Origin of the sequence: Pseudomonas flexibilis (assembly GCF_000806415.1) — a bacterium.
GTDB lineage: Bacteria > Pseudomonadota > Gammaproteobacteria > Pseudomonadales > Pseudomonadaceae > Serpens > Serpens flexibilis.
This window is the reverse complement of the sequence record NZ_JTAK01000001.1, coordinates 284,980-309,211: the sequence shown is the minus strand read 5'-3', so window position 1 is coordinate 309,211 and position 24,232 is coordinate 284,980. Positions and strand designations below refer to the sequence as shown.

General features: G+C 61.1%; 26 protein-coding genes. 11 read left to right on the top strand and 15 right to left on the bottom strand.

Going from position 1 to position 24,232, the window contains the following annotated elements; translation table 11 throughout:
- Positions 1 to 16: 16 nt before the first annotated feature.
- The 12 genes from PT85_RS17900 to PT85_RS01500 all read right to left on the bottom strand — a co-directional run bounded on the left by PT85_RS17900 (position 17) and on the right by PT85_RS01500 (position 13,547).
- Entirely contained in the window at positions 17 to 1,417 is a 1,401-nt protein-coding gene (locus PT85_RS17900; protein ID WP_139182061.1) for a capsular polysaccharide export protein, LipB/KpsS family, read from the bottom strand.
- A gap of 51 nt (positions 1,418 to 1,468) precedes the next feature.
- Complete coding sequence (gene pseI, locus PT85_RS01545; RefSeq protein ID WP_039605739.1) at positions 1,469 to 2,527, bottom strand: pseudaminic acid synthase; 1,059 nt, start codon at positions 2,525 to 2,527, stop codon at positions 1,469 to 1,471.
- Between the two features lie 11 nt (positions 2,528 to 2,538).
- A complete protein-coding gene (gene pseH / locus PT85_RS01540; protein ID WP_039605961.1) occupies positions 2,539 to 3,021 on the bottom strand; it encodes a UDP-4-amino-4,6-dideoxy-N-acetyl-beta-L-altrosamine N-acetyltransferase in 483 nt (160 codons plus the stop codon).
- Between the two features lie 34 nt (positions 3,022 to 3,055).
- A complete protein-coding gene (gene pseG, locus PT85_RS01535) occupies positions 3,056 to 4,105 on the bottom strand; it encodes a UDP-2,4-diacetamido-2,4,6-trideoxy-beta-L-altropyranose hydrolase (RefSeq protein WP_407681068.1) in 1,050 nt (349 codons plus the stop codon).
- 64 nt (positions 4,106 to 4,169) lie between these two features.
- On the bottom strand, positions 4,170 to 4,970 hold the full coding sequence (locus PT85_RS17615; RefSeq protein ID WP_074467546.1) for an SDR family NAD(P)-dependent oxidoreductase: 801 nt from the start codon (positions 4,968 to 4,970) through the stop codon (positions 4,170 to 4,172).
- Positions 4,967 to 6,592: an aldo/keto reductase gene (locus PT85_RS17610; RefSeq protein WP_074467545.1), complete on the bottom strand. Its 1,626-nt coding sequence runs from the start codon at positions 6,590 to 6,592 to the stop codon at positions 4,967 to 4,969. Before PT85_RS17610 ends, PT85_RS17615 begins: the two co-directional genes overlap by 4 nt.
- Complete coding sequence (gene pseC, locus PT85_RS01525) at positions 6,589 to 7,749, bottom strand: UDP-4-amino-4,6-dideoxy-N-acetyl-beta-L-altrosamine transaminase (protein ID WP_039605736.1); 1,161 nt, start codon at positions 7,747 to 7,749, stop codon at positions 6,589 to 6,591. The genes PT85_RS17610 and pseC overlap by 4 nt, the downstream gene beginning before the upstream one ends.
- 4 nt (positions 7,750 to 7,753) lie before the next feature.
- On the bottom strand, positions 7,754 to 8,752 hold the full coding sequence (gene pseB / locus PT85_RS01520) for a UDP-N-acetylglucosamine 4,6-dehydratase (inverting) (RefSeq protein WP_039605735.1): 999 nt from the start codon (positions 8,750 to 8,752) through the stop codon (positions 7,754 to 7,756).
- A 24-nt stretch (positions 8,753 to 8,776) separates the two neighbouring features.
- Positions 8,777 to 10,030 (bottom strand): lipopolysaccharide biosynthesis protein, encoded by a 1,254-nt coding sequence (locus tag PT85_RS01515; protein ID WP_039605734.1) that lies wholly within the window; start codon positions 10,028 to 10,030, stop codon positions 8,777 to 8,779.
- Positions 10,031 to 10,310: 280 nt separating this feature from the next.
- On the bottom strand, positions 10,311 to 10,829 hold the full coding sequence (gene rfaH, locus PT85_RS01510; RefSeq protein WP_175444376.1) for a transcription/translation regulatory transformer protein RfaH: 519 nt from the start codon (positions 10,827 to 10,829) through the stop codon (positions 10,311 to 10,313).
- Between the two features lie 85 nt (positions 10,830 to 10,914).
- Complete coding sequence (locus PT85_RS01505) at positions 10,915 to 12,363, bottom strand: MBL fold metallo-hydrolase RNA specificity domain-containing protein (protein WP_039605733.1); 1,449 nt, start codon at positions 12,361 to 12,363, stop codon at positions 10,915 to 10,917.
- Positions 12,364 to 12,578: 215 nt separating this feature from the next.
- Positions 12,579 to 13,547 (bottom strand): lipid A biosynthesis lauroyl acyltransferase, encoded by a 969-nt coding sequence (locus PT85_RS01500; RefSeq protein WP_039605732.1) that lies wholly within the window; start codon positions 13,545 to 13,547, stop codon positions 12,579 to 12,581.
- Between the two features lie 306 nt (positions 13,548 to 13,853).
- On the opposite strand from PT85_RS01500, the gene minC reads away from it, so the two are divergent.
- The 4 genes from minC to PT85_RS01480 all read left to right on the top strand — a co-directional run bounded on the left by minC (position 13,854) and on the right by PT85_RS01480 (position 16,666).
- The gene (gene minC / locus PT85_RS01495) at positions 13,854 to 14,558 is read left to right on the top strand and encodes a septum site-determining protein MinC (protein ID WP_039605959.1); all 705 of its coding nucleotides are present in this window, start codon (positions 13,854 to 13,856) and stop codon (positions 14,556 to 14,558) included.
- A 98-nt stretch (positions 14,559 to 14,656) separates the two neighbouring features.
- Positions 14,657 to 15,469, top strand: a complete 813-nt coding sequence (minD, locus tag PT85_RS01490; RefSeq protein WP_027590910.1) for a septum site-determining protein MinD — start codon at positions 14,657 to 14,659, stop codon at positions 15,467 to 15,469.
- Entirely contained in the window at positions 15,470 to 15,724 is a 255-nt protein-coding gene (gene minE, locus PT85_RS01485) for a cell division topological specificity factor MinE (RefSeq protein WP_027590909.1), read from the top strand.
- 306 nt (positions 15,725 to 16,030) lie between these two features.
- Positions 16,031 to 16,666 (top strand): RluA family pseudouridine synthase, encoded by a 636-nt coding sequence (locus tag PT85_RS01480; protein ID WP_039562020.1) that lies wholly within the window; start codon positions 16,031 to 16,033, stop codon positions 16,664 to 16,666.
- Between the two features lie 82 nt (positions 16,667 to 16,748).
- On the opposite strand, the gene PT85_RS18345 is transcribed toward PT85_RS01480, so the two are convergent.
- Complete coding sequence (locus tag PT85_RS18345) at positions 16,749 to 16,871, bottom strand: hypothetical protein (RefSeq protein WP_256214744.1); 123 nt, start codon at positions 16,869 to 16,871, stop codon at positions 16,749 to 16,751.
- Complete coding sequence (locus PT85_RS01475) at positions 16,868 to 18,076, bottom strand: MFS transporter (protein ID WP_039605731.1); 1,209 nt, start codon at positions 18,074 to 18,076, stop codon at positions 16,868 to 16,870. The genes PT85_RS18345 and PT85_RS01475 overlap by 4 nt, the downstream gene beginning before the upstream one ends.
- 239 nt (positions 18,077 to 18,315) lie before the next feature.
- Here PT85_RS01475 and PT85_RS01470 point away from each other — a divergent pair, with 239 nt between their 5' ends.
- The 6 genes from PT85_RS01470 to PT85_RS01445 all read left to right on the top strand — a co-directional run bounded on the left by PT85_RS01470 (position 18,316) and on the right by PT85_RS01445 (position 23,367).
- Complete coding sequence (locus PT85_RS01470) at positions 18,316 to 18,633, top strand: PepSY domain-containing protein (protein ID WP_027590906.1); 318 nt, start codon at positions 18,316 to 18,318, stop codon at positions 18,631 to 18,633.
- Between the two features lie 170 nt (positions 18,634 to 18,803).
- Complete coding sequence (locus tag PT85_RS01465; RefSeq protein WP_039562017.1) at positions 18,804 to 19,106, top strand: PepSY domain-containing protein; 303 nt, start codon at positions 18,804 to 18,806, stop codon at positions 19,104 to 19,106.
- A complete protein-coding gene (locus tag PT85_RS01460) occupies positions 19,106 to 19,771 on the top strand; it encodes a response regulator transcription factor (protein ID WP_039605730.1) in 666 nt (221 codons plus the stop codon). The genes PT85_RS01465 and PT85_RS01460 overlap by 1 nt, the downstream gene beginning before the upstream one ends.
- Positions 19,768 to 21,093, top strand: a complete 1,326-nt coding sequence (locus PT85_RS01455; protein WP_039605729.1) for an ATP-binding protein — start codon at positions 19,768 to 19,770, stop codon at positions 21,091 to 21,093. Before PT85_RS01460 ends, PT85_RS01455 begins: the two co-directional genes overlap by 4 nt.
- Positions 21,094 to 21,272: 179 nt before the next feature.
- Positions 21,273 to 22,091 carry a peptidoglycan DD-metalloendopeptidase family protein gene (locus tag PT85_RS01450; RefSeq protein WP_039605728.1) on the top strand — a complete coding sequence of 273 codons (819 nt, stop codon included), beginning with the start codon at positions 21,273 to 21,275 and terminating at the stop codon, positions 22,089 to 22,091.
- A gap of 25 nt (positions 22,092 to 22,116) precedes the next feature.
- Positions 22,117 to 23,367 carry a mechanosensitive ion channel family protein gene (locus PT85_RS01445; protein WP_027590901.1) on the top strand — a complete coding sequence of 417 codons (1,251 nt, stop codon included), beginning with the start codon at positions 22,117 to 22,119 and terminating at the stop codon, positions 23,365 to 23,367.
- Between the two features lie 146 nt (positions 23,368 to 23,513).
- Here the strand turns inward: PT85_RS01445 and PT85_RS01440 are convergent, their stop codons facing one another.
- Entirely contained in the window at positions 23,514 to 23,798 is a 285-nt protein-coding gene (locus PT85_RS01440; RefSeq protein ID WP_027590900.1) for a hypothetical protein, read from the bottom strand.
- 110 nt (positions 23,799 to 23,908) lie between these two features.
- Between PT85_RS01440 and PT85_RS01435 the strand changes: the two genes are divergently transcribed.
- Positions 23,909 to 24,190, top strand: a complete 282-nt coding sequence (locus PT85_RS01435) for a SelT/SelW/SelH family protein (RefSeq protein WP_027590899.1) — start codon at positions 23,909 to 23,911, stop codon at positions 24,188 to 24,190.
- The last annotated feature ends 42 nt before the right edge of the window (positions 24,191 to 24,232 follow it).

The window sequence follows — 24,232 nt, the reverse complement described above, 5'->3', positions numbered from 1 at the left end:
ATGCCCTCAAGCTTATTTACACAACAGCCTCAACGGCGTTAGCCACTTTATTTATGTTAGTTTCTTCAATAACTTCAGGATATGCATTAACATCAGAAAATGTCCCTTCAAAGCTATTCTCATGAACGAACTTCAAAAATCTGAGCTTTTCTTCCTCGTCCCCCACGCCTGGAACATAACCAATCAGCTCGAAAATAGCCTCAGGCAAACTCCGCACTGCAGCACAGTATCTGACAGAGGGCAGCTTACTAAAAAACATATCGGAGAACGTAATTACCGGCCTCCCAAGCAACCCTGCCTCGTATGCCATCGTTCCCGAAACTGTTACCACCAGAGAAGCAAACTTCAAAAGATGAAAGCTATCCGCTTTTGGTGATATTAACTTGGCATTGGGGAGCCGCTCCACTTCGCGATAAAAACTTAACGGCCTGTCTCCGATAGCATTGGAATGTTCTTTGACGTACAACTTGTATCCAGCAGGGAGCGACCGGACGATCTGCTTGATCAGGTTGAGTTGATCTGAATAGAAATCCCCCAACACATCCACACTAGATTCTGGCTGTTTATGCAGAGGGTACAAAACGAAACTCTCCCCCTGTGACAACTCCTGAAATTTCACACATCTCAGCCTATAGCGATTTACAACCTCACCCATCCGCTTTTTTAACAGCCAAGATAGATTGAACCGTGTAGGGTCCGACTTTTTGTACTTAAGCTCTTCAAGCAATGTTTTGAAAAACTTATAAAGCCATGCAACCTGAAATTTTGGGAGCTTATTGTTTTTATGCCAATAAGACGGCTTTGGCTTTCTTTGCTCAAACGAAGATAAAAATTCTCCAGCCCACTCCCCGGCCGCCTGGCTATCCTCTTCGGCAATATTCTTTCGCAGTGCGAAATCATTATGGAAACGACCCTTGAAGAAAGCAAATCGATTATCTGGAATACGAACAGTAATCGGAAAATAATACGGCACATTAATTGACTCACACACAACTGATGTCAACAGCTCGTTGGCAGGCGTTGCCTCACCAATAACCATATCAATCTTGTTCTCCGGAATAAATCTTTTCAATAGAACGTACAGGCGAACCAAATAATTATAAGCCAGCTCCGAATTCCACTCCCTAACCAACCTATCCATTAGAATCATACTATTGAGCGTAAGGTTACTTCTCCGCTCAGCTTCCCGTATCTCTTCAAAGAAAGAAAGCTCGACCTCTGACAAAGGTTCGCCTTTGATGGCTACCGTCTGATCTAGGATTCGTTGTTTACTTATCCCTTTAGCCAACAACCAGTCACGCCACTTAGGGCTGGGACACAAAAAGAAAACAGAATGCCCCCGCCGTTCCAGCTCAACCGAAAGCGCGTAAACAAAGGGCACACGATAATGCAGCACGGTAAAACAAATATTAGCCATCTGTAGCGCTTCTCTAACTTTCTCTTATTTACGTCGAAAAATTACTAAAAGCTATTTCTCAAACTCACCCCAGGTTACAGGAGAATTCATTGTTACATCCTTAAGTAGCCGTGCCCCTACGACCGCTTCAATATGCCTCGGAGACAACCCATAACCGGGCCTTACGCTTCTAACCGAAGAAGCCTGGATCACGGCCCCCGCCTTCAAGTTCTCCACAAAATATAGCGACCGTCGGAACTGAACATTTCCCTGCTCGCTGGACTTGCGCCCATAATCGACATTCCCGAGTGCCGCCCAAGCAGTCTTGCTGTCACGACACAGCGCCGCAAGCTCGGCCGGCTCTAGTGAGAAACTATCGTCCGGACCACCACCACTACGATCCAGCGTGAAATGTTTTTCGATGATAGAGGAACCCAGTACAACACTGGCGATGGCCGTAGTGTTATCCAAGGTATGGTCTGAAAGGCCGGTAACCAACCCGAAGCGCTGGATCATATCCGGAATGGTGCGCAGGTTATAATCCTCCGCCGGTGCAGGGTAGCCACTAACGCAATGAAGAATCGCCAGCTCCTTGCAGCCGCCGTGGCGTGCAGCATCGATGGCTTCCTGGATTTCTTCCGCATCTGCCATACCGGTAGAGATAATCATCGGCTTGCCAGTGCTGGCCACGTATTTGATCAATGGCAAGTCGACGGCCTCGAAGGAGGCAATCTTGTAGGCAGGGGCGTTGAGGTCTTCCAGCAGGTCAACAGCGGTATTGTCAAAAGGCGAGCTGAAAATCGTGATTTCATGCTTGCGGGCATGCTCGAACAGCGGCTTGTGCCACTCCCAAGGCATGTGAGCTTCTTGGTAGAGCTGGTAGAGGGTCTTGCCGTCCCACAGACCGCCGTGGATCTGGAACTCTTCAGAGTCGCAGTTGAGCGTGATGGTATCGGCGGTGTACGTCTGCAACTTGATCGCATCGGCGCCAGCCTTCTTGGCTTCCTCGATGATCTTCAGTGCAGTTTCCAAACGGCCGTTATGGTTGGCGGAGAGTTCGGCAATGATGTAAGGAGGCATATCGGCCGCAATTCGGCGGCCCGCTATGTTGATGCTCGGAATTTTCGACATAGGGTTCTTTCTCAATGGTTCTTTTGCCATTCACTGGCAAGCAGGCCGAAGCACACCACATCGTGATAGTGCTGACCGTCGAAATGTTGTTGCCGCAGGATGCCTTCCTGCGTGAATCCCAGACTCAGATGAAACTGAATCGACTTTTCGTTATAGCCAAGTGCCTGACCGCAGAGCTTATGAAGGCCAGCGCTCTTGAAGGCATACTGCAATGCGGCTTGCCCAAGTTGTCGCCCCGTCCCTTTTGGTGCGTCTGGTGCTGCGTAGAAGCCCCAGTCCGCTATCCCGCCCGTGGCTATCTGATGGATATTGATGAAACCTAGCGGTACGGCGTCGTTCTCAAAGATCAACAAGTGCCGACTGCGGTCCTGTGTGGCTCGCTCGAACCAACGGCTATGCTCTTCCAGCGTAATTTCGTGCTGGGTGTACATATAGCGTCGGACTTCGGGATGATTGCGCCACGCCAAGACCCTTTCGAGATCAGAGACGGCCATCGGACGTACCGACTGTTGGGTGGATAGGGTCACGTCAGAACTCCAGATGCTGGATAACAGTATCGATGCCCTGCCCATCGACGATATCGCAAGCAGACTGGCTCATGGCTTTCAGCAGCATTGGAGATGCAATCAATGGAATGAGTCGACTGAATAGATGATGGGCAATGCTCTGCGTTGACTCAATAACCAGCGCGGCGCCTGCCTGCTCAAGCCCTTGGGCAACTTGAGACTGATTAGCGGCCAGCACAACCATGATGGTTGGCAGGCCAAGACAGCAACGCTCCCAGGAAGTCGCTCCCGCCGCCCCTATCGCCAGGTCACTGTCAGCCATGAGTTGCGCCATGTCTCTGACGCCAACCTTGACCTGCGTTGGCCACGGCATGTTCTGAGCCAACCGCTCCACTTCTTTCAGCCAGGGCGCGGTTGCGCCCATCACCACGGTGATTCGGCAACCCACCGGGAGCGCGCATGAACGCAGTGCCTCGAGCACTTGGCCGGTGGCGTTGTCCTTGTCGACACCGCCCATGGTGATCAGCAACTGGCGCAGTTGCGGGTCGTTACGACGATGCAGGCTGTAGGGACGCAGTGCGGCGAATTCAGGGCGCAGCAAGGCGTACTGCGAGCCGCACAGCAGGCGGCAACTGGCCGGGACCCAGGCGCGGTAATCCTCAGCCTTGCGGGAGTAGGTCTGATCCAGTAGCAGGTCGCTCTCGTGCGGCCTGTCAGCCAGGTCGTCGATGACCATCAGCCGTCGGTAGTAGGGTTTGAGGGCTCGCTCCCAGCGGGCATCCAGCGCGTAGTGATCCACGATCAGCCAATCCGGCTGCAGGTCGGCAAGGATAGCCGCGCAGGCTTCGGCATCCTGCGCCTGAGTGACACCGAGCCAGTGACTATGCGCAACCGATTGCGCCTGGTCGCCCGTAGGGTCCGCTTCGATGCCTGCTGGCGATTCCGGCAGGGCGTGGACGATGTAGCCCCGGCTACGGACGAACTCGATCAGGTTGCCTGGGTGAGCGCGGCTGATGAACTGGCACTCGGCCCCGCGCGCAGCAAGCGCATCGACCAGGGTCAGGCAGCGCATCACATGGCCAGTACCGATCTGCAAGGAAGCATCGGCGCGGATGACAATGGTTTGATTCACTGGCTCACCAGCAGGTCCAGCCACCGTCTACGACGATATTGGCGCCATTTACAAAGGATGATGAGGCAGAGGCCAAGAACAAGGTCGGCCCCTTTATTTCTTCAGGAGCACCTATCCGTCCCATGGGAACTTTTTTGCTAAGTGTCTCAATAAAGGCAGGGCTGGCGTTCTGAACTGCCATGGATGGAAACGGGCCTGGGGAAATTGCATTGACTCTGATACTTTCCCTTCCGAACTCACAGGCTGCGTAGCGCGTCCAGTGCAGCAATGCTGCCTTTGCTGAGCCATAGAACGGAGGATTAACTCCGCTCGCAGAGTCGTAAATACGCTGATCCGGACTGACCAAAGCGTACATAGACGCAAGATTTATAACGGAGGCATCACCGCACTCACGAACAGCTTGACGCAGATTCGGCAATAGCGATTTCAATAGCCTGTGAGCAGCAACCATGGTTACATCATAACTAGCAGAATAGGCTTCATCGCCAGTCAACTCTATGCTCCCTGCCCCCCCCACATATGCGTTATTGATCAGGATATGCAGTGGACGCCCTTGAATAGTCGAAATGTAACGGGCCACCTGATCCGAGGATGTGACATCAAAAACTGCGCTCTCCGCAAGAAGTCCGAACTCCCGAAGCCTGGTAACTAGTTCATCACTGCGTTCGTGGGAACGAGAGTTTATAAGAACAGTGGCCCCAGCCTCAGCCAGAATAAATGCCATTGATGACCCCAGATGCCCCGTAGCACCTGTGATCAATGCTGTCTTCCCCTTCAGGGAAAAGATTTCCACACCTTTGTTCATTCCTTGCTCCAGCAAGCCGGATTAAGCGAGTCTTCTTCAAGTCTCGGGCGGGTCATCATCACAGAATTCATCAAATCCGCCGACAGATCGGGCCTACATAAAATTTCTATATTTTCAGAAAGCTGAGACATAGTCTCCATACCAACAACCAGGCCATCAACCCAATCGAGCGACTTGACGAAACTCAGGCAAAAGTCGGAAACCGATTCCCGACCTGCATTGGAGCATTGCTCCACAAGCCAATCCAGAACCAGCTTGGGGGACGAAACATTGGCCCTGCGCCAATGTCCTGTGCTTGTGCTCGTTAGAAGACCCTGTAGAAGAGTGCTGCGCACATGAATAGTAAGGGATCTCGCCTTTCTTTGAGCTTTTATCTTTGGAATCAATTGATCCCAGCGCCAGTCGAGCACATTGAAAGGCATCTGGATAAACTCAACATCGGTTGATTCCAGTGCTAAAGCTAACTCCTCGGGATTTTGAACCGACACACCCAGCGCCATCAATGTACCACTGGCTTTGTGCTCCAAGAGTCTCGACCAGACTCCGCCATCCCAGTCATGCATGTGGGATGCACGATGCAGCATCAAAACATCGAGGTATTGCATGCGCAAAGCCATGCATGACTTGTAAATACTGGCGTCAACAAAAGCGTTTACGACTGCAGGTTCGGCATCAGGCGGGCAGTCCGTCAGTGGTGACAGCTTGGTGACAATACGCGCCCGACCTTCCCAGCCGGACTTGAGGGCATTACCGATAACCTCTTCGCTGTCACCATAAGCACGTGCCGTATCTATATAAGAAGCACCATTTGCTATGGCATTTTTTATTAGCCTTTCGGCCTCAACCTGCTCCGGCTTACCTGATTCGTTGGCAATACCATAATTCAGTCCGAGCTGGGCAGTGCCTAATACCAGTTTGGGAACTGATTTCAACTGCATCGGTTGATAAGGAACACCCTTCAGGCGCTTGACCAATTCCAGGGCGGGCACCTGTACTGCATCTTCAATCCCGGAAAACACTTGTCGAATACCAAGATAGTCATCGAGACAGTCAACCGTGCATCGGAAATGTCCCTTACCCACCTCTTTATACTTATCAAAGTAGGCTTCACCAAATATTCGCCTGATGTACGGAGTCACGTGTTCCTGATCATATTTACTATGCGTCGAAACCAAAGCACTCCGCAAATGACCCAAGCGTGTCAATTCAGCGCTCATGCCATATGGCAAACCAGACCTTTCCCCATTACAGCACAAATAATCCAGATTACGCGCCATGAAGTCTTGCTCAATTTCATCAAGCAGCGGCCCATCCGGAAAAACATTATCAGCAGTAAGACGAAAAACCAGCGTTTCATCTTCATATTCTGATAACGCATTGACGATTCTTTCCAAGGTATTTTCTAGGCTACCTCGGTAGAACTTAACACCATGACTCCGTACCGTCTCAGCCAGGGCGTTATCTGTTGCCTCTGTTGAAGTGGCAACGATCACTTCCCTACCTGTATTGGCAGCACGTCTTGCAGCCAATACCACTAAGGGAATTCCACTTACAGGAAGGAGGACCTTTCCTGGCAGACGAGAGGAATTGGTACGAGCCTGTAGAACAACAACGCTTTTCAAGACAACAGCGCCTCTTTCAACGCGGAAACGACCTCATCCTGCTGCGCCTCGGTCATGGTCTGGAACATCGGCAGACTGATAGCTTCGGCGTAGTAGCGTTCGGCTTCGGGGTAGTCACCCTGACGGAAGCCCATGCGCTGGTAGTACGGCTGGGTGTGCACCGGGATGTAGTGCAGGTTAACGCCGATACCCTGCTCGCGCAGGGCTTCGAACACCTGGCGATGGGTGCTGGTGATCTTGTCCAGTTGCAGGCGAATGACATACAGGTGCAGACCGGAGTAGCTGTCCGGATGCTGCCAGGGAGTAGTCACGGGCAAGTCGGCGAGCAGGTCGTCGTAGCGGCTGGCCAACTGGTGACGACGCGCCACGAACGCGTCCAGGCGCTCCATCTGGCTGTTGCCGAGGGCGGCCTGCAGTTCGGTCATCCGGTAGTTGAAGCCCAGATCGATCTGCTGGTAGTACCAGGGGCCGTCGGCCTCGTGGGTCATCTGCGCCGGATCACGGGTAATACCGTGGCTGCGCAGCAGCGCCATCCTGTTGGCCAACTCGGCGTCGTTGGTCAGCGCCATGCCGCCTTCGGCGGTGGTGATGATCTTGACGGGGTGGAAACTGAAGATGGTGATGTCGCTGTAGCGGCAGTTGCCGATGAACTCGTCGCGGTACTTGCCGCCGATGGCATGGGAGGCGTCTTCGATGACCTTGAAGCCGTAGCGTCGGGCCAGGGCATGGATGGCCTGCATGTCGCACGGCTGGCCACACAGGTGCACGGCCACCACGACCTTGGGCAGGCTGCCCTCGCGCTCGGCCTGCTCCAGCTTGCGGGCCAGGGCCTGCGGGCAGAGGTTATAGGTGCGCGGGTCGATGTCGACGAAATCGACGTCGGCCCCGCAGTACAGCGCGCAGTTGGCCGAGGCCACGAAGGTGATCGGCGTGGTCCACAGACGGTCGCCGGGGCCGAGCCCCAGTGCCAGGCAGGCAATATGCAGCGCCGAGGTGGCGCTGTTCACTGCCAGCGCATGGCTGGCGCCCACATGTTGGGCCACGCACTGTTCGAAGCGCGGCACCTGCGGACCCTGGGTGAGGAAATCGGATTTTAGTACATCCAGCACCGCATCGATATCGGCCTGGCTGATGTCCTGGCGACCGTAGGGGATCATGACTTCAGATGCTCCCGATCTTTTCGCGGTTGGCGTCGATCCAGGCTTGCAGCTGGGCGTCGCTCATCCATTCGGTGTTGTTGTCGCTGGCGTAGACGAAACCTTCCGGAACCTTGGTGCCATCCTTGATGCGCTTCTCGCAGACGCCCCAGTTGTGGATGGTGGGCAGGATCTTGAAGTGCTCCGGGTACTCGTAGGTGTAGTAGGAGTCCTCGGCGCTGATCATCTGCTCGTGCAGCTTTTCGCCGGGGCGAATGCCGACGACCTCCTGCCGGGCATCCGGAGCCACCACGCGGGCCAGGTCGGTGACCTTCATGGAGGGGATCTTCTTGACGTAGATCTCGCCACCCACCATGTCCTCGAAGGCGTGCCAGACCAGTTCCACACCTTCTTCAAGGGAGATCATGAAGCGGGTCATGCGCTCGTCGGTGATGGGCAGCACGCCCTTGTCCTTGATGGACATGAAGAACGGGATGACCGAGCCGCGCGAGCCCATCACGTTGCCGTAGCGCACCACCGAGAAGCGGGTGCCGTGTTCGCCGGAATAGGAGTTGCCGGCCACGAACAGCTTGTCGGAGGTCAGCTTGGTGGCGCCGTACAGGTTGATCGGGCTGCTGGCCTTGTCGGTGGACAGGGCGACGACGCCTTTCACCTTCTTGTCGATGCAGGCATCGATCAGGTTCATGGCGCCCATGACGTTGGTCTTGACGCATTCGAAGGGGTTGTATTCCGCGGTCGGCACGATCTTGGTGGCGGCGGCATGGACGACATAGTCGACGCCGTCCAGGGCCCGGTATAGACGCTCCTTGTCACGTACGTCACCAATGAAAAAGCGGATACGCGAATCGCCCTGGAACTTCTTGGCCATGTCCCACTGCTTCATCTCGTCACGCGAGAAGATGATGATCTTCTTCGGGTTGTACTTGGCCAGGGTCATCGGCACGAAGGTATTGCCGAAGGAGCCAGTGCCGCCGGTGACGAGGATGGTTGAATTTTGCAGCATGCGAGAAATACCTTTTTCTGAAGATCAACGATCAAGCTGAGGTGAGTAGTACTGCGCGGGGGTCAGCCTGAAGAAGGCGTACGACTTCCAAAGCGCGATGGAAAGAAATGCCAGGCAAAGGCCGAGCGGAACCGCGAGCTGCGGCCAGCTTTGCGAGAACAGCCAGGTGGCCGAGACGAAGACGAGCAGACTGGCGATATGGCTTTGAATGATCGGCCGATCCCGATTCTGCGCGTACAGGCTATAGTGAGGAACCATGCCCAGTGCATACAGGAACGCTCCCAGAAGAACCCAGGGAAACATCGCCTTCTGCTCGAGATAGAGCGGCTTGCCCAGCCAGTGCAACAGGGGATCGATCAGCAGCAGGGCCATGCCCGCAAAGACGCAGGACAGTACCAGCGTATGCACCAGCAAACGTTTCAATTCCTGTCGGAACTCCGCGGACCTGGACTGCTGGAACGCGGTGATCAGTTTCGGATAGCTGAAGGCGAAAACGCCCGCATCCAGGAAGGACAGCATGGCGTTGGCAATTCCCATGAACAGCACATACGCGCCCAGCACTTCAAGCCCGGCCAGCGCGTCCAGCCAGTACCGGTCCAGCGTGTACAAGCCGCGGAGCGCCAGGGTAGCCACTAGCAACGGGGCGGCCACCTTGATGCCCCGGCGAATCCAGCGCCAATCGACCTTGCTTCGCCAGCCGGAAAGGCTCAGGCGGCTCAGGCGCCAGACCGCCAGTAATACCGCCAGCAGCCCGCCAAGCGTCCAGGCACCCAGTATTGCTTGCAAGGTACGCATTTCCGGCTGGATGAACATCAGCAGCACCACCGCGACCGCCCAGGCTCCTGAGCGCAGGAACAGCACCACGCTGGCCATCAGTTGATCCGAGATCGCGATCAGCAACCGCATGAGTTCCTGGTTGAGGTGCTCCAGCACCAGCAGCACGAAGAACCAGAAGGCCAGATACCAGGGCAGCGTTCCCGCCACGAAAATCAGTAACAACAGCGGAATGAACAACGCGTAAAGCACCAGGGTGAGGGCGCCCTGGTTTTTCAGCAGCCCGCCCCATTCGTTGCGCTCGCGCTTGAGGATTTCCCGGGTCGAGTAGGTGTAGAAATCCAGCCCCAGCAGGTACAGCGCGTAGCCGATGGTCGCGACGAGCAAGCCATACAGCCCCAGCTCCGCCGGCTCGAGGAATCTCGCCAGGAAGAAGATCAGCAGGAACTTGCTGCCCAACGTCATCCCGCGGAGCGCAATGTTGATTAGACGGTGCGGAATCATGAATCAGTCAGTTGGTAGAGCGGCATGGGTACCCTGAGGACCTCTATTCGCGGCTGAACCGCCCCTGCATTGGTTTGTCGTGCTAGACATGCCTTCAGGCACGCTACCGCCCCAGGATTTACCGTCGGCTTCCTGAGGACGCTTTTTCAAAAAGCGGCGGTAACAGGCAAGAGCCGTGCCGCCGTGTTTTTGGCTTTGGGTAGGGGTTGCCCCCTCTCCCCGGCCCTCTCCCACAGGGGGAGAGGGAGTATTCGTGCCCCGTGCCTATTAAGAGGCGCTGTTAGTCTCTACGCACGCTGGATAGCGGCAGACTAAGTCGATGTTCGCGGTTGAGCAGTTTCATCAGCAGCACCACGCGCTCTTCGCCGTCCATGTTAAGGAAAATGGCATCCAGCTCGGCGAAGCTGCCTTCGACGATGCGCACGCGATCGCCAGGCTGCAGCAGCGGTTGCGGCTCGGACGGGGTGCGCTCCTGAAGGGAGTCGATGAGGCTGGATGGAACCTGCAACGGGTAGTCGCCAAAGCGGACCAGGCGGTTGACGCCCCGGGTGGAGCGCAGCGGCGACCAGTTGGAATCCGGGTTCAGCTGGATGAACAGGTAGCCGGGAAACAGGGATTCCACCACGCTCTGGCGGCGACCCCGAACAAGGCTCTCCCGCTGCACACGGGGGCGGTAGCAGGCGTAGCCCTGCCGCGTGAGGTGCTCTTCGGCGCGCTCGTCCTGGCGGGGCTTGCAATGGATCAGGTACCAGGCGGCTTGTTGGCCCGCCACAGCTTCCGTGTCCTGGAGCGCATTCATATCCATGCACCTTGTTATCCCGCGAGATATTCCTAGAACGCAAATAGGCCCGCTTAAAAGTCGCGGATTGTACCCCATAAAACGCCTACGGCATCACGATACGTACGCTCGACTGACGCAGCTCATACCTCGCCGTCAGCGCCTCGGCCAGCTTCTGCTTGGCGGTGGGCTCACCATGAACCAGGCGGATATGCGAAGGCCAATGCCGCATGCGCGTCACGAAACTGACCAAGCCCTGTTGATCAGCATGGGCCGAATAGCCACCCAGAGTGTCAATGCCGGCGCGGATGTCGATGCGCTCACCGTCAAGATCCACGTAGCCACCGCGCGGCCCGTAGGCCTGGATGGCATTGCCGGGGGTGCCGCGCGCCTGGTAGCCCACGAACAGCACGTTGTGGCGCGGATCGCCGAGCATGGCCTTCAGGTAATTGACGATACGCCCGCCCGAGCACATGCCGTTACCCGCGATGACAATGGCCGGCCGGGCGGTACGGGTCAGGTGTTGAACCATGCGTTCATGCTCGGTGTGACTGTCGACAGTAAGCAGTTGCTCAAACCCTAAGGGACGACGCCCGCTACGGACACGTCGCAGGGCTTCCTGGTCCCAGAAAGGCTGCAGCTCTCGATACGCTGCGGTGAAGCGACTGGCGAGCGGCGAATCGAGAATGATCGGCAACTGCGGCCAATCGATTGGAGTGCCGGGCGGGGCATCCGGTTCCGCGCGGGCGCCCTGCCGGGATTTGCGGTGGATGATGTCTTCCAGTTCGTACAGCAGCTCCTGGGTACGCCCGACGCTGAACGCCGGAATCAGCACGCTGCCACCGTCGGCCAGGGCGCGCTCGATCACCGCCTCCAGGCGTCGGCGGCGGCCGCGACGATCCTCATGCAGACGGTCGCCGTAGGTGCTTTCGATCACCAGGGTATCGGCGCGATACGGCGGCTTGGGCGCGGGCAGCAAGGGCGCATGCGGTGCGCCCAGGTCGCCGGAGAACAGCACCCGCTCGCGATGCTTGCGCTGCGGGTAATGCAGGTCGATTTCCACGTAGGCCGAGCCAAGGATATGGCCGGCACGCTGCAGGCGTATGCGCGCGTGCAGCTGCGGCTGGTCCACCAGGGTGAACCAGGTGTTGTAGGGCAAGGCGATCAGCCGCTGCTCGATGAGCTTCAGGTAGCGCTCGACCTTTGCCTGATCACGGCTGACGCCGAGGCGGAAGGCGTCTTCCAGCACGATGGGCAGCAGCTTGGCCGAGGGCTCGCTGCACAGGATCGGCCCCTTGAAGCCAGCGGCCAGCAGCCACGGAATGCGCCCGACGTGATCGATGTGCACATGGGTGGCAACCAGGGCACGGATGCCGTCGAGGGGGAAATCGAGTGTGAGGTTGTCGGCGCCGGCCTTGCCCTCAGGCGAGGTTTCGGCACCCTGGAACAGGCCGCAGTCGATCAGCAGTCCATGCTGCTCATCCATGTGCAACTGGTGACAGGAGCCGGTGACCCCCTCACGGGCGCCGTGATGGGTGATCTGCGGGTACTGCATGGCGGGTTAGTCCTTTAACAGCCATCGGAGGGGCGGCATGGTAATGCCGGGTCGTCAAAATCCCAACACACTGGGAAACGGGAGTGACGAGGGTCACACGTCCGTCGATTTGGCGAGGAGCACGTGGCCGGCACGATGGTGGACAAGGACAACGTTGCCCACCCTACGTTTGACCGTAACTCCTGTCGGCCGGCATGAAGTGGCCTTCTCGGCGATTACTCGCGGCGCACGTTACGGCTGCGCTTACGCTTGCGGGTACGAGGGGCGTACAGCTTGGACTCGCCCACGGGACGGGTCTTGTAGCGGCGATGCGACCAGAGATACTGCTCGGGGCACTGGGCCACCGCCTGCTCGATCCACTGGTTGATGCGCAGGCAATCAGCTTCCTCGCTCTCGCCGGGGAAGTTCTCCAGCGGCGGATGGATCACCAGGCGGTAACCAGACCCGTCGGCCAGGCGCTCCTGGGTGAAGGGAATGACGCGGGCGCGGCCCAGGCGGGCGAATTTGGTGGTGGCGGTCACGGTGGCGGCGGGGATGCCAAACAGCGGCACGAAAATGCTCTGTCGGCGGCCATAGTCCTGATCCGGTGCGTACCAGATGGCCCGGCCGGCGCGCAGTACCTTGAGCATGGTGCGCACATCTTCGCGCTCCACGGCGGTGGCATCCGGGTTGTGACGTTCCCGGCCGCGGCGCTGGACGAAGTCGAACACCGGGTTGTTGTGCTGGCGGTACATGCCATCGATGGTATGCAGCTGGCCGAGCAACGAGGCGCCGATCTCCAGGGTAGTGAAATGCAGCGCCATGAGGATCACGCCCTGGCCCTCTGCCTGAGCCTGGCGAAGGTGCTCCAGCCCCTCGACATGCGCCAGCTTCGCCAGGCGCGGCTTGGCCCACCACCAGCTCATGGCCATCTCGAAGAAGGCGATGCCCATGGACGCGAAGTTTTCCTTGAGCAGTCGCGTGCGCTCCGCTTCGCTCATCTGCGGGAAGGCCAGCTCCAGGTTACGGCGAGCAATGGTGCGGCGTTCGCCACCAAACTGGTACAACCCCCACCCTGCCACTCGCCCCATGCGCAGCAGCAGCGGATAAGGCAGCTGCGCGATCAACCACAGCAAGCCCAGGCCGAACCACAACGGCCAGAAACGCGGATGCAGGTAGTAGGTGCGAAAGGGTGAACGTTCCATGCCAGGACTCGATTGCGTAAAAGTGCGGCATGTTACCGGGAAATGGGGATTTTTGGAGCTGCGCAGCACGGGCAGCTACGGGAGCGAAGAAGCTCGTGGACAAGTCCGCCCCTAACAGAAGCACCGCACGGCAGCTGTGGGAGCAAATTCATTCGCGAGCTTTTGGGGCACCGAAGAGAAGCAGTGGACAACCCGACCCACAGAAAAACGACGCCAGAAACCCGGCTGTCCAAAATGCGTATTCACCCTTGGAAAAGCCCTGTATTTCCCGCTATAAGTCCCGTCATTTACCGAAGCGGGCAAATGATGAGCCAGGATCAGGACGCGGTATTCCAACTCAAGGGCAGCATGCTAGCCATTACCCTGTTGGAGTTGGCCCGTTACGACCTCGCCAGGCTCGAACGCCAACTGGCGGACAAAGTCGCCCAGGCACCCAAGTTCTTTGATAACACCCCGCTGATTCTTGCCCTGGACAAGTTGCACGACGCGTCCATTCCCGTCGATCTGCAGAAACTCATCGCGATCTGCCGGCAACATGGCCTGCAGACGCTCGCGGTGCGCACGGACCGTCAGGATGACATGACCCTGGCCTCCGAACTCGATGTCCCGGTGATTGCCACGAGCAGCGCCAGCGGGCGCGCCCTGGAGCCGAGCGATGAGGCCAGCCAGGGTGAGGTGCCCCGGCCGAGCAAGGTCATCCACCGGCCGGTGCGCGGCGGCCAGCAGGTCTACGCCCAGGGCTGCGATCTGATCGTGATCGGACCGGTGAGTCCGGGGGCGGAACTTCTCTCGGACGGCAATATCCATGTTTACGGACCCCTGCGCGGACGCGCACTGGCCGGCATCAAGGGCGATGGCAAGGCGCGGATATTCTGCAAGGAGTTGAATGCCGAACTGGTGTCCATCGCCGGGCGGTATAAGGTGGCTGAAGATTTGCGCCGCAGCCCCTTCTGGGGACAGGGCGTGCATATCAGTCTCACGGGGGATTTATTGAATATCCACCGGCTTTGAAAGTTGTTTCGCGGTTTTTACAGGTCGGATGACCCGGAAAGGACGCCACCCTTTCGGTTCTCGAAGTTCCCGTTTTACTCATTCAGGGGTGATTTACCTTGGCCAAGATCCTCGTTATTACTTCCGGCAAGGGAGGCGTGGGTAAAACCACTACCAGCGCCGCACTGGGCACCGGACTCGCCCTGCGAGGGCACAAAACCGTCATCGTCGACTTCGATATCGGCCTGCGTAACCTGGATCTCGTCATGGGCTGCGAGCGCCGGGTGGTCTACGACTTCGTCAACGTCATCAACGGCGACGCCACGTTGCACCAGGCGCTGATCAAGGACAAGCGCCTGGAGAATCTCTACGTGCTGGCCGCCAGTCAGACCCGCGACAAGGAGGCGTTGACCCAGGACGGCGTCGGCCGCGTGCTGGACGAACTGTCCCAGAACTTCGAGTACGTCATCTGCGACTCCCCCGCCGGCATCGAGCGCGGCGCCCACCTGGCCATGTACTACGCCGACGAGGCCATCGTGGTGACCAACCCGGAAGTGTCCTCGGTGCGCGACTCCGACCGCATGCTGGGCCTGCTGTCCAGCAAGTCGCGACGCGCCGAGCGCGGCGAGGAGCCGATCAAGGAACACCTGCTGCTGACCCGCTACGATCCCACCCGCGTCGACAAGGGTGAGATGCTGGGCGTCGATGACGTCGAGGAGATCCTCGCCATCCGCCTGCTGGGTGTGATTCCCGAATCCCAGTCGGTGCTCAAGGCCTCCAACCAGGGCGTGCCGGTCATCCTCGACGAGCACAGCGACGCCGGCCAGGCCTACAGCGACGCGGTGGACCGCCTGATGGGCAAGGAGGTCCCGCACCGGTTCATCGACGCGCAGAAGAAGGGATTCCTGCAACGTCTGTTCGGAGGCCGCTAAATGAGCTTTTTCGACCTGCTGCGCGAGCGTGAGAGAAAACAAACCGCCTCCATCGCCAAGGAGCGCCTGCAGATCATCGTGGCCCACGAACGCGGCCAGCGGGTGCAACCCGACTATCTGCCGGCCCTGCACAAGGAACTGATCGCTGTCGTGCGCAAGTACGTGAACATCAGCGACGACAAGGTGCAGGTCAGCCTGGAGGACCACGACAACTGCTCGATCCTGGAAGTGAACATTCCACTGCCGGATCGTTGATCCTGCCACTCGTAGGGTGGATCACGCATTAACGATCCACCAACGCGCCGCCCGGCGCGCCGTCGCAGCACGATCCTGTAGGAGCGGCTTCAGCCGCGATGCTCTCGCAGGGTGGATCACGCTTCACCGATCCACTATCGCTCCGCACGGCGCGATGGTGGACAAGAAAAGCGTTGTCCACCCTACAGTCCTGTCCAAGCGCCCAATCCGGCTCTGCCCCTTTATCGCGGCTGAAGCCGCTCCTACAATCCCGCACGCACCCTGCGCGGACACGTCCGCCCTCGCCTTGTTTTACGGATTTGTCCCATGCCCCTGTCGAATATCGAGATCCTCCATCAGGACGACGCCCTGCTGGTGATCAACAAGCCCACCCTGCTGCTCTCCGTGCCCGGGCGCGCCGAGGACAATCGCGACTGCCTGGTGACCCGCCTGCAGGAAAACGGTTACCCCGAGGCGCGCATCGTGCATCGCCTGGACTGGGAGACCTCCGGGGTCATCGTGCTGGCCCGCGATGCCGACAGCCACCGCGAGCTGTCCCGGCAGTTCCATGACCGGGAAACCGAGAAGGCCTACACCGCCCTTTGTTGGGGCGAACCGGAGCTGGACAGCGGCCGGATCGAACTGCCGCTGCGCTACGACCCGCCGACCAAGCCGCGCCATGTGGTGGACCACGAACTGGGCCGGCATGCCCTGACCTTCTGGCGCGTGCTGGAGCGCTGCGGGCACTACAGCCGCGTGGAGCTCACGCCGATCACCGGCCGCTCGCACCAGTTGCGCGTACACATGCTGAGCATCGGCAATCCGCTGCTCGGCGACCGCCTGTATGCCCACGAAGAAGCCCTGGCCGCCCACGACCGCCTGTGCCTGCACGCCAGCCTGCTGGTGCTCACCCACCCGGTCACCGGCGAGCGGCTGCGCTTCGAAAGCCCAGCGCCGTTCTAGCCTGTCCGCCATCGCACCGGACCTACGCCAGAGAACGTAGGGTGGACAACGTCTTTCTTGTCCACCGCCACCCAATGGCTAGCTAACAGCTCATCCCTGTCTGCAACAGCGCCAGCCCGCCCCGCGTCCAGCCCCACCAGGCCAGGGCCAGCAGCAGGCCGAGGCCGATCAGCAGAGCGGTCTTCAGCCAGGCGCCCCGGCTCATGCGCTCGCCCCTCCGGTCTGCAGGCGGGCCACCGGGACTTCGCGCACCGGCCAGTTGAGCAGGGCGGCCATCAGGCTGAGCAGGATGGAAATCTGCCAGACCAGCGAGTAGCTGCCGGTGAGGTCATACAGGTAGCCGCCCAACCAGCCGCCCATGAACGAGCCCAGTTGGTGGAACAGGAAGGCGATGCCGCCCAGCATCGACAGGTTGCGCACGCCGAACAGGGTCGCCACCGTGCCGTTGGTCAGCGGCACGGTGGACAGCCACAGCAGCCCCATGGCCATGCCGAACAGGTAGGCGGACATCTCGCTCAGCGGCAGGTAGAAGAACGCGGTGATCACCACGCCACGCAGCAGGTACAGGGCAACCAGCAGCCTGGGCTTGGACATGCAGCCGCCCAGCCAGCCGGCGCCATAGGTGCCAGCGATGTTGAACAGGCCGACCAGCGCCAGCACGGTGGTGCCCACATGCACGCCGAGGCCCTGGTCCACCAGGTAGGCCGGCAGGTGCACACCGACGAACACCACCTGGAAGCCGCAGACGAAGAAGCCCACCGACAGCAGCCAGAAGCCGGGGTGACGAGCGGCCTCGCTCAGCGCCTCGCCCAGCGTCTGCTGGTGTGCCTGGCGCGGCGCCGGCGCTTCGCGCAGGGCGGCGCCCATCGGCACGATCAGCGCCACCAGCGCGCCCAGCGCCAGCAGGGCCGCTGACCAGCCCAGCCACTCCATCAGCCCCAGGGTGCCGGGCAGCATGATGAACTGGCCGAAGGAGCCGGCCGCGGCGGCGATACCCATCGCCATGCTGCGCTTTTCCGGGGTGGCAGCGCGTCCGACCGCGGCCAACAGCACCGAGAAGGAGGTGCCGGACAGCCCCAGGCCGATCAGCACGCCGGCGCTCAGCGACAGGCCCAGCGGGGTTTCCGCCATGCCCATCAGCACCAGGCCGACCACATAGAACAGCCCGCCTACCAGCACCGCGCGGCCAGCGCCGAAGCGGTCGGCCAGCGCGCCGGTGATCGGCTGCGCCAGGCCCCAGATCAGGTTCTGCAGGGCGATGGCGAAGGCAAATACCTCACGGCCCCAGCCGAATTCCGTGCTCATCGGCGCCAGGAACAGGCCGAAGCCGTGTCGCACGCCGAGCGACAGGGTGAGCACCACCGAACTCAGCACCAGGATCCACAATCCCGCCCGGGTAAAACCGTTCATCACAACCCCTGTCTATCTCAAGGTATGCCCGCGCACGGGCGAGGGGGGCTGTATATCTCCGCACCCACGGGTGCGTCAATTGGCCCCGTGGTCTCGCCGTGGGGCAGGCCGCGCCTGGGGAGTCATCACGACCTCCGTCGACCAGCACCAGGCCGGCCCGCGCGGTATCGCCTTTCAGCTTCAGTTAAGCCGCCTTCCCTAACCTGTGTTCGTCAAAGCAACCCATGGAGACCACAACCATGCGCAAGACCCTCACCCTGCTGTTCGCCGCCACCACCCTGACCTTCGGCGCCAACCTGGCGCTGGCCGCCGACCGCGACATCGGCCCGGACGAAGCGCTCAAGCTGCGCGATGCCGGCACCATCCAGTCGTTCGAGTCGCTCAACGAAACCGCACTCAAGCAGCACCCTGGCGCCAAGGTGGAAGAAACCGAGCTCGAGGAAGAGAATGGCCGCTACCTCTACAAGGTGGAGCTGCGCGATGCCCAGAATCAGCAATGGGACCTGAAACTGGACGCCGCCACCGGCGAAGTCCTGGAGAATCAAAAGGACGACTGACGCGGCCCGCACGGACCTGTAGGGTGGACATCGCCTTCTTTGTCCACCATCGCACCGGCACGGCGCGCCAGACCGGCCGCGCCTGGCCGGCGCGATGGTGGATCGATGAAGCGTGATCCACCCTACGATGCGCGGCGGCCGTGACGTTTCCCTCACACGAGTCATTTGCCATGCCACGCCCCCTTCCCCTGCTGCTCGCTGCCCTGCTCGTCGCCACCCCGGCGATGGCCGGTCGTGACCTGAACCAGGATGAAGCCCTGCGCCTGCGCCGCGAAGGGACCATCCAGTCGCTGGATGCACTCATGCAACCGCTGCTGGAGCGCTACCCCGGCGCCCGCCTGCTGGAAGCCGAGCTGGAGGAAGAGCATGGCCGCTACATCTACGAGCTGGAACTGCTGACCCGCCAGGGCGAGGTGCGCGACATCGAACTGGACGCCGCCAGCGGCGCCCTGCTCGAGGACAAGGAGGACTGATGCGCCTGCTGCTGGTGGAAGACCATGTGCCGCTGGCCGATCAGTTGCTGGCCGATCTGAAACGCCACGGCTACGCCGTCGACTGGCTGGCCGACGGCCGTGACGCCGAGTACCAGGGCGCCAGCGAACCCTACGACCTGGTCGTGCTCGACCTGGGCCTGCCCGGCAAACCCGGCCTGGACGTGCTGCGCGCGTGGCGCGCGCGAGGCTTGGCCACGCCGGTGCTGATCCTCACCGCCCGCGACAGCTGGGCCGAGCGCATCGACGGCCTGAAGGCCGGCGCCGACGACTACCTGACCAAACCCTTCCATCCCGAGGAACTGCTGCTGCGCATCCAGGCGCTGCTGCGTCGCGCCCACGGCCTGGCCAACCAGCCGCTGCTGGCGGTCGGCGCCCTGGAGCTGGACGAGGCGCGCCAGGAATGCCGGCGCGACGGCCAGAGCATCGCGCTGACCGCCGGCGAGTTCCGCCTGCTGCGCTATTTCATGCTGCATCCCGGCCAGTTGCTGTCCAAATCCCAGCTGGCCGAGCACCTGTACGACGGCGAAACCGAGCGCGACTCCAACGTCATCGAGGTACTGGTCAACCGCCTGCGCGGCAAGCTGGGGCGCGAGATCATCGAAACCCGTCGCGGCCAGGGCTACCGCTTCGGAACGCGCCCATGAACTCGCTGCAGCGCCGTCTGGGCCTCGGCCTGATCGCCGCCCTGCTGGTGGTCGGGCTGATCCTGCTGCAGGCCAGCCTGTGGCTGTTCGAGGCGGGCCTGCGCCGCAGTATGGAGACCGACCTGCGCGAGGAGACCGAAGGCCTGCTGCTGGCAGTGGTTCCCGGAGCCAACGGCCTGCAGCTGGACAGCCAGCGCCTCGGCCCGCGCTATCAGCGGGCATTCTCCGGTCACTACTTCCGCATCGACAGCGACAGCCACGAGTGGCGTTCCCGCTCGCTGTGGGACAGCGATCTCGACTGGCCCACGCAGGACGGCTTGCACCCCGAACTGGTCGACGGGCCGCAGGACCAGCGTCTGCTGGTCTACCGCGCCGCCTACCGGCGCGGCGGTCAGCCCCTGCACATCAGCGTCGCCCACGACTACACCCCGATCCTCGACAGCTTTCAACAGGTCCGTCTCGGTGGACTGACGTTGCTGGGCGTGGCGCTACTGGCCTTCGGGCTGCTGCAGCGCCTGGCGGTTCGCACCGCCCTGCGCCCGCTGGAAAGCGCCCGCGCGCAGATCGCCGAGCTGCAGCAGGGACGCCGCGCCCAGCTGGATACCCACGTGCCACAGGAACTGCAGCCGCTGGTCACGCAGATCAACCATCTGCTGACGCAGACCGACGAGACCCTGAAACGCTCGCGCCATGCCATCGGCAATCTCGGCCATGCCTTGAAGACGCCGCTGGCAGTGCTGACCGGCCTGCTGGACAGCGAGGCGCTGGCCGCCCAGCCGGCACTGCGCCAGCAGTTGGAGGAGCAACTGGGCCAGATTCGCCAGCGGGTGTCCCGCGAACTCAGCCGCGCCCGCCTGGCCGGCGAGGGACAGGCGGGCGGCGGCTTCGACTGCGCGCAGGAGCTGCCGGCACTGTTCGCCACCCTGGCGGCCATCCATCGCCGCGACCTGAAACTGGACTGGCAGGCCCCGCCCGATTGCCATCTGCCCTGGGAACGCGAGGACATGCTGGAGCTGCTCGGCAACCTGCTGGACAACGCCTGCAAGTGGGCCCATAGCGAGGTTCGCCTGGGCATCGCGACGCTGCCGGATGGCTACCGCCTGCGCGTCGACGACGACGGCCCGGGAATTCCTGTCGACCGCCGCGATACCGTCTGCCAGCGCGGCGCCCGCCTGGACGAGGGGCTGGAGGGCCATGGACTGGGACTGGGCATCGTCGCCGACATCATCAGCGCCTGGCGCGGCGAATGGCAGCTGCAGGCCAGCCCGCTGGGCGGGCTGCGCGTGGAGATCCGCCTGCCCGCCGTCTCACCAGGACGGTAGGAGCGGTCCGCTGCTGCTCCCGTGGGAGCGAATTCATTCGCGCGCTTTTGATGGTGCCTGCAGGAAGCTCGCGGACGAGTCCGCTCCCACAAAAGGCGAGTCCGCTTGGGCGGCTGCAGCGGCCTGCCATCCGCAGCCATGATAAAGTCCCCCGCGTTCGTTATTTCCCACAGGTTCCCATGCGCACTCTGCTGACCCTGCTGCTCTGCCTCGCCCTGCCGGCGCATGCCGAAGGCTTTCTTTCCCGCCTGCTCGACAAACCGGTCCCCGGGGGCGTCGCCGTGGTTGACCTGGGCGATGCTCCGCACGCGCCCCAGGTGAGCTACCAGGACAAGCCGGCGCTGGTGATTCGCGAGGACGGCCGGCGCTGGATCGCCATCGTCGGCGTGCCGCTGCAAACGCCCGCCGGTGCGCAGACCCTGTTGGTGGATGGCCAGCCGCGCAGCTTCGAGGTCGGCGCACGCACTTACCGCGAGCAGCACATCACCCTGAAAAACAAGGAACAGGTCAACCCTGGCCCGGAAGCCCTGGCGCGGATCGGCCGCGAGCTGGCCGAACAGCAGGAGGCGTACCGGCGCTTCAGCGCCTTCCAACCGAGCAACCTGTACTTCGACCGGCCGGTGGACGGCCCGTTGTCCTCCCCGTTCGGGCTGCGGCGCTTCTTCAACGGCGAGGAGCGCAATCCGCATTCGGGCCTGGACTTCGCCGCACCGGCCGGTACGCCGGTGAAGGCGCCCGCCGCTGGCGAGGTGATCCTGGTCGGCGACTACTTCTTCAACGGCCAGACAGTGTTCGTCGACCATGGCCGCGGGCTGATCAGCATGTTCTGCCACCTCTCGGCTATCGATGTGACGGTCGGCCAGCGCCTGGCGCGCGGCGAGGTGCTGGGCAAGGTGGGCAGCACCGGCCGCTCCACCGGCCCGCACCTGCACTGGAACGTCAGCCTCAACGATGTGCGCATCGATCCGGCCATCTTCATCGGCGCCTACCGCCCCTGATTACACCCTTCACCTGGAGACTCACATGCAAGAAGAGCTGGCCTTAGGGCTCGACTGGCTGCGCAGCCATCCCGAACTGCAAACCCTGGTTGCCTGTAGCGCGTTGCTGCTGCTGGCGGCGATTGCCAACTGGCTGGTCAAGCGCATCCTGGTGCGCGGCCTGTACTCACTGCTGAAGACCGGCGCCTTCGACGACTTCGGGCTGATCCGCCGACTGTCCAACGTGGTACCGGCGCTGATCATCACCGGCGGTGTGACTGCCGTGCCGGGTCTGCCCCAGGCTGCCGTCACGGTCACCCAGAACGTCTGCGCGGGATTCATCATTCTCACCGTGGCCCTGGCACTGGGCGCCGCGCTGAATATCGTCAACCACCTCTACCAGCGCCGCCCGGATGCGCAGCGCCGGCCCATCAAGGGCTATTTGCAGGTGGTGAAGATCGCCATCTACGCAATCGCCACCATCCTGGTGATCGCCGCGCTGATCGACCGCTCGCCGCTGATCCTGCTCTCCGGCCTGGGTGCCATGGCCGCGGTCCTGATGCTGATCTTCCAGGACACCCTGCTGTCGCTGGTGGCCAGCGTGCAGATCACCTCCAACGACATCGTGCGCGTCGGCGACTGGGTGGAGATGCCGCAGCTCAACGCCGACGGCGACGTGATCGACATCGCCCTGCACACCGTGAAGGTGCAGAACTGGGACAAGACCATCACCACCATCCCGACCAAGCGCTTTATCACCGACCCCTTCAAGAACTGGCGTGGCATGCAGGAGTCAGGCGGCCGGCGCATCAAGCGCAGCCTGCTGATCGACGAGCAGAGCATCCACTTCCTGGACAGCGAGGAGCGCGAGCGGTTGTATCGCTTCAACCTGCTGCAGGACTACCTGGTCAACAAGCGCCGCGAGATCGACGACTGGAACGCCAAGCTGGCCGAAGCCGGTCGCGAGCCGGTGAATACCCGGCGCGTCACCAACATCGGCACCTTCCGTGCGTATGTGGAGCGCTATCTGCGCAGCCACCCGGGGATCCACCAGGGCATGACCCTCCTGGTGCGCCAGATGGCGCCCACCGCGGAAGGGCTGCCGCTGGAGATCTACTGCTTCACCAACACGGTGGCCTGGGCCGAGTACGAAAGCATCCAGTCGGACATCTTCGACCACATGCTGGCGATCCTGCCCGAGTTCGGCCTGCGCGTGTTCCAGAACCCCGGCGGCGCGGATCTGCGCGCCTGGACCGAGGCTACACAGGCCCCGGCACGCAAGGCCCTACCGGTGTAAGGCGGTCGGCGCAGGACGCGAGACGGTGGCCAACGCGTTGCGTTGACCACCCTACGCTGAGGCACGCGATTGGCCGGTAGGGCGGTCGGCGCTTTTCCGGCCGCCGAACCCGCCGTGCCGGCTACGAACGCCATGCGTTGACCAGCCTACGATTGCGCCGGCCCGACGTGGAAGCGCAGGGTGATGCCGTCACCGCTGCCATCACCCACCACCGAGCCCACCACCGGGTCGGCATGCACACTGCGCCCGGGGTAGGCTTCCTGCAGGTGCCGCCGGCAGACGGCGCTGATCTCGTTGAGCAAACTGGTGAACTGGGTATCGCGCGGAATGATGAAGTGCAGCTGCACCAGCAGCGCGCAGGCATCCCTGGGCAGATGAGTCAGCCCGCAGGTATTCCACTGGTCGTTGACGTAGGCTTCGGCGCCTTTCATGGGATGGCCCTCCCTGCTGGATTCCCCCTATCTATAGACCAGTGGCCAGCGGTTCGCCGCAGCCGTGGCGGCGGTAAACTGGCCGCCACTCCCTCTTACAGGTAACCACCATGCAGCGGCCGAAAGCGGAAATCGTCATCACCTACTGCACCCAGTGCCACTGGCTGTTGCGAGCCGCCTGGCTGGCCCAGGAGCTGCTCAGCACCTTTGCCGACGACCTTGGCCGGGTCAGCCTGGAACCAGGCACCGGCGGGGTGTTTCGCATCACCTGCGACGGCGAGCAGATCTGGGAACGCAAGGCCGACGGTGGCTTCCCGGAAGCCAAGGAGCTCAAGCAGCGCGTGCGTGATCGCATCGACCCGCAGCGCAACCTGGGACACAACGACCGCTGACATTCCCCAAAAACACAAAACCCCGCCGAAGCGGGGTTTTGT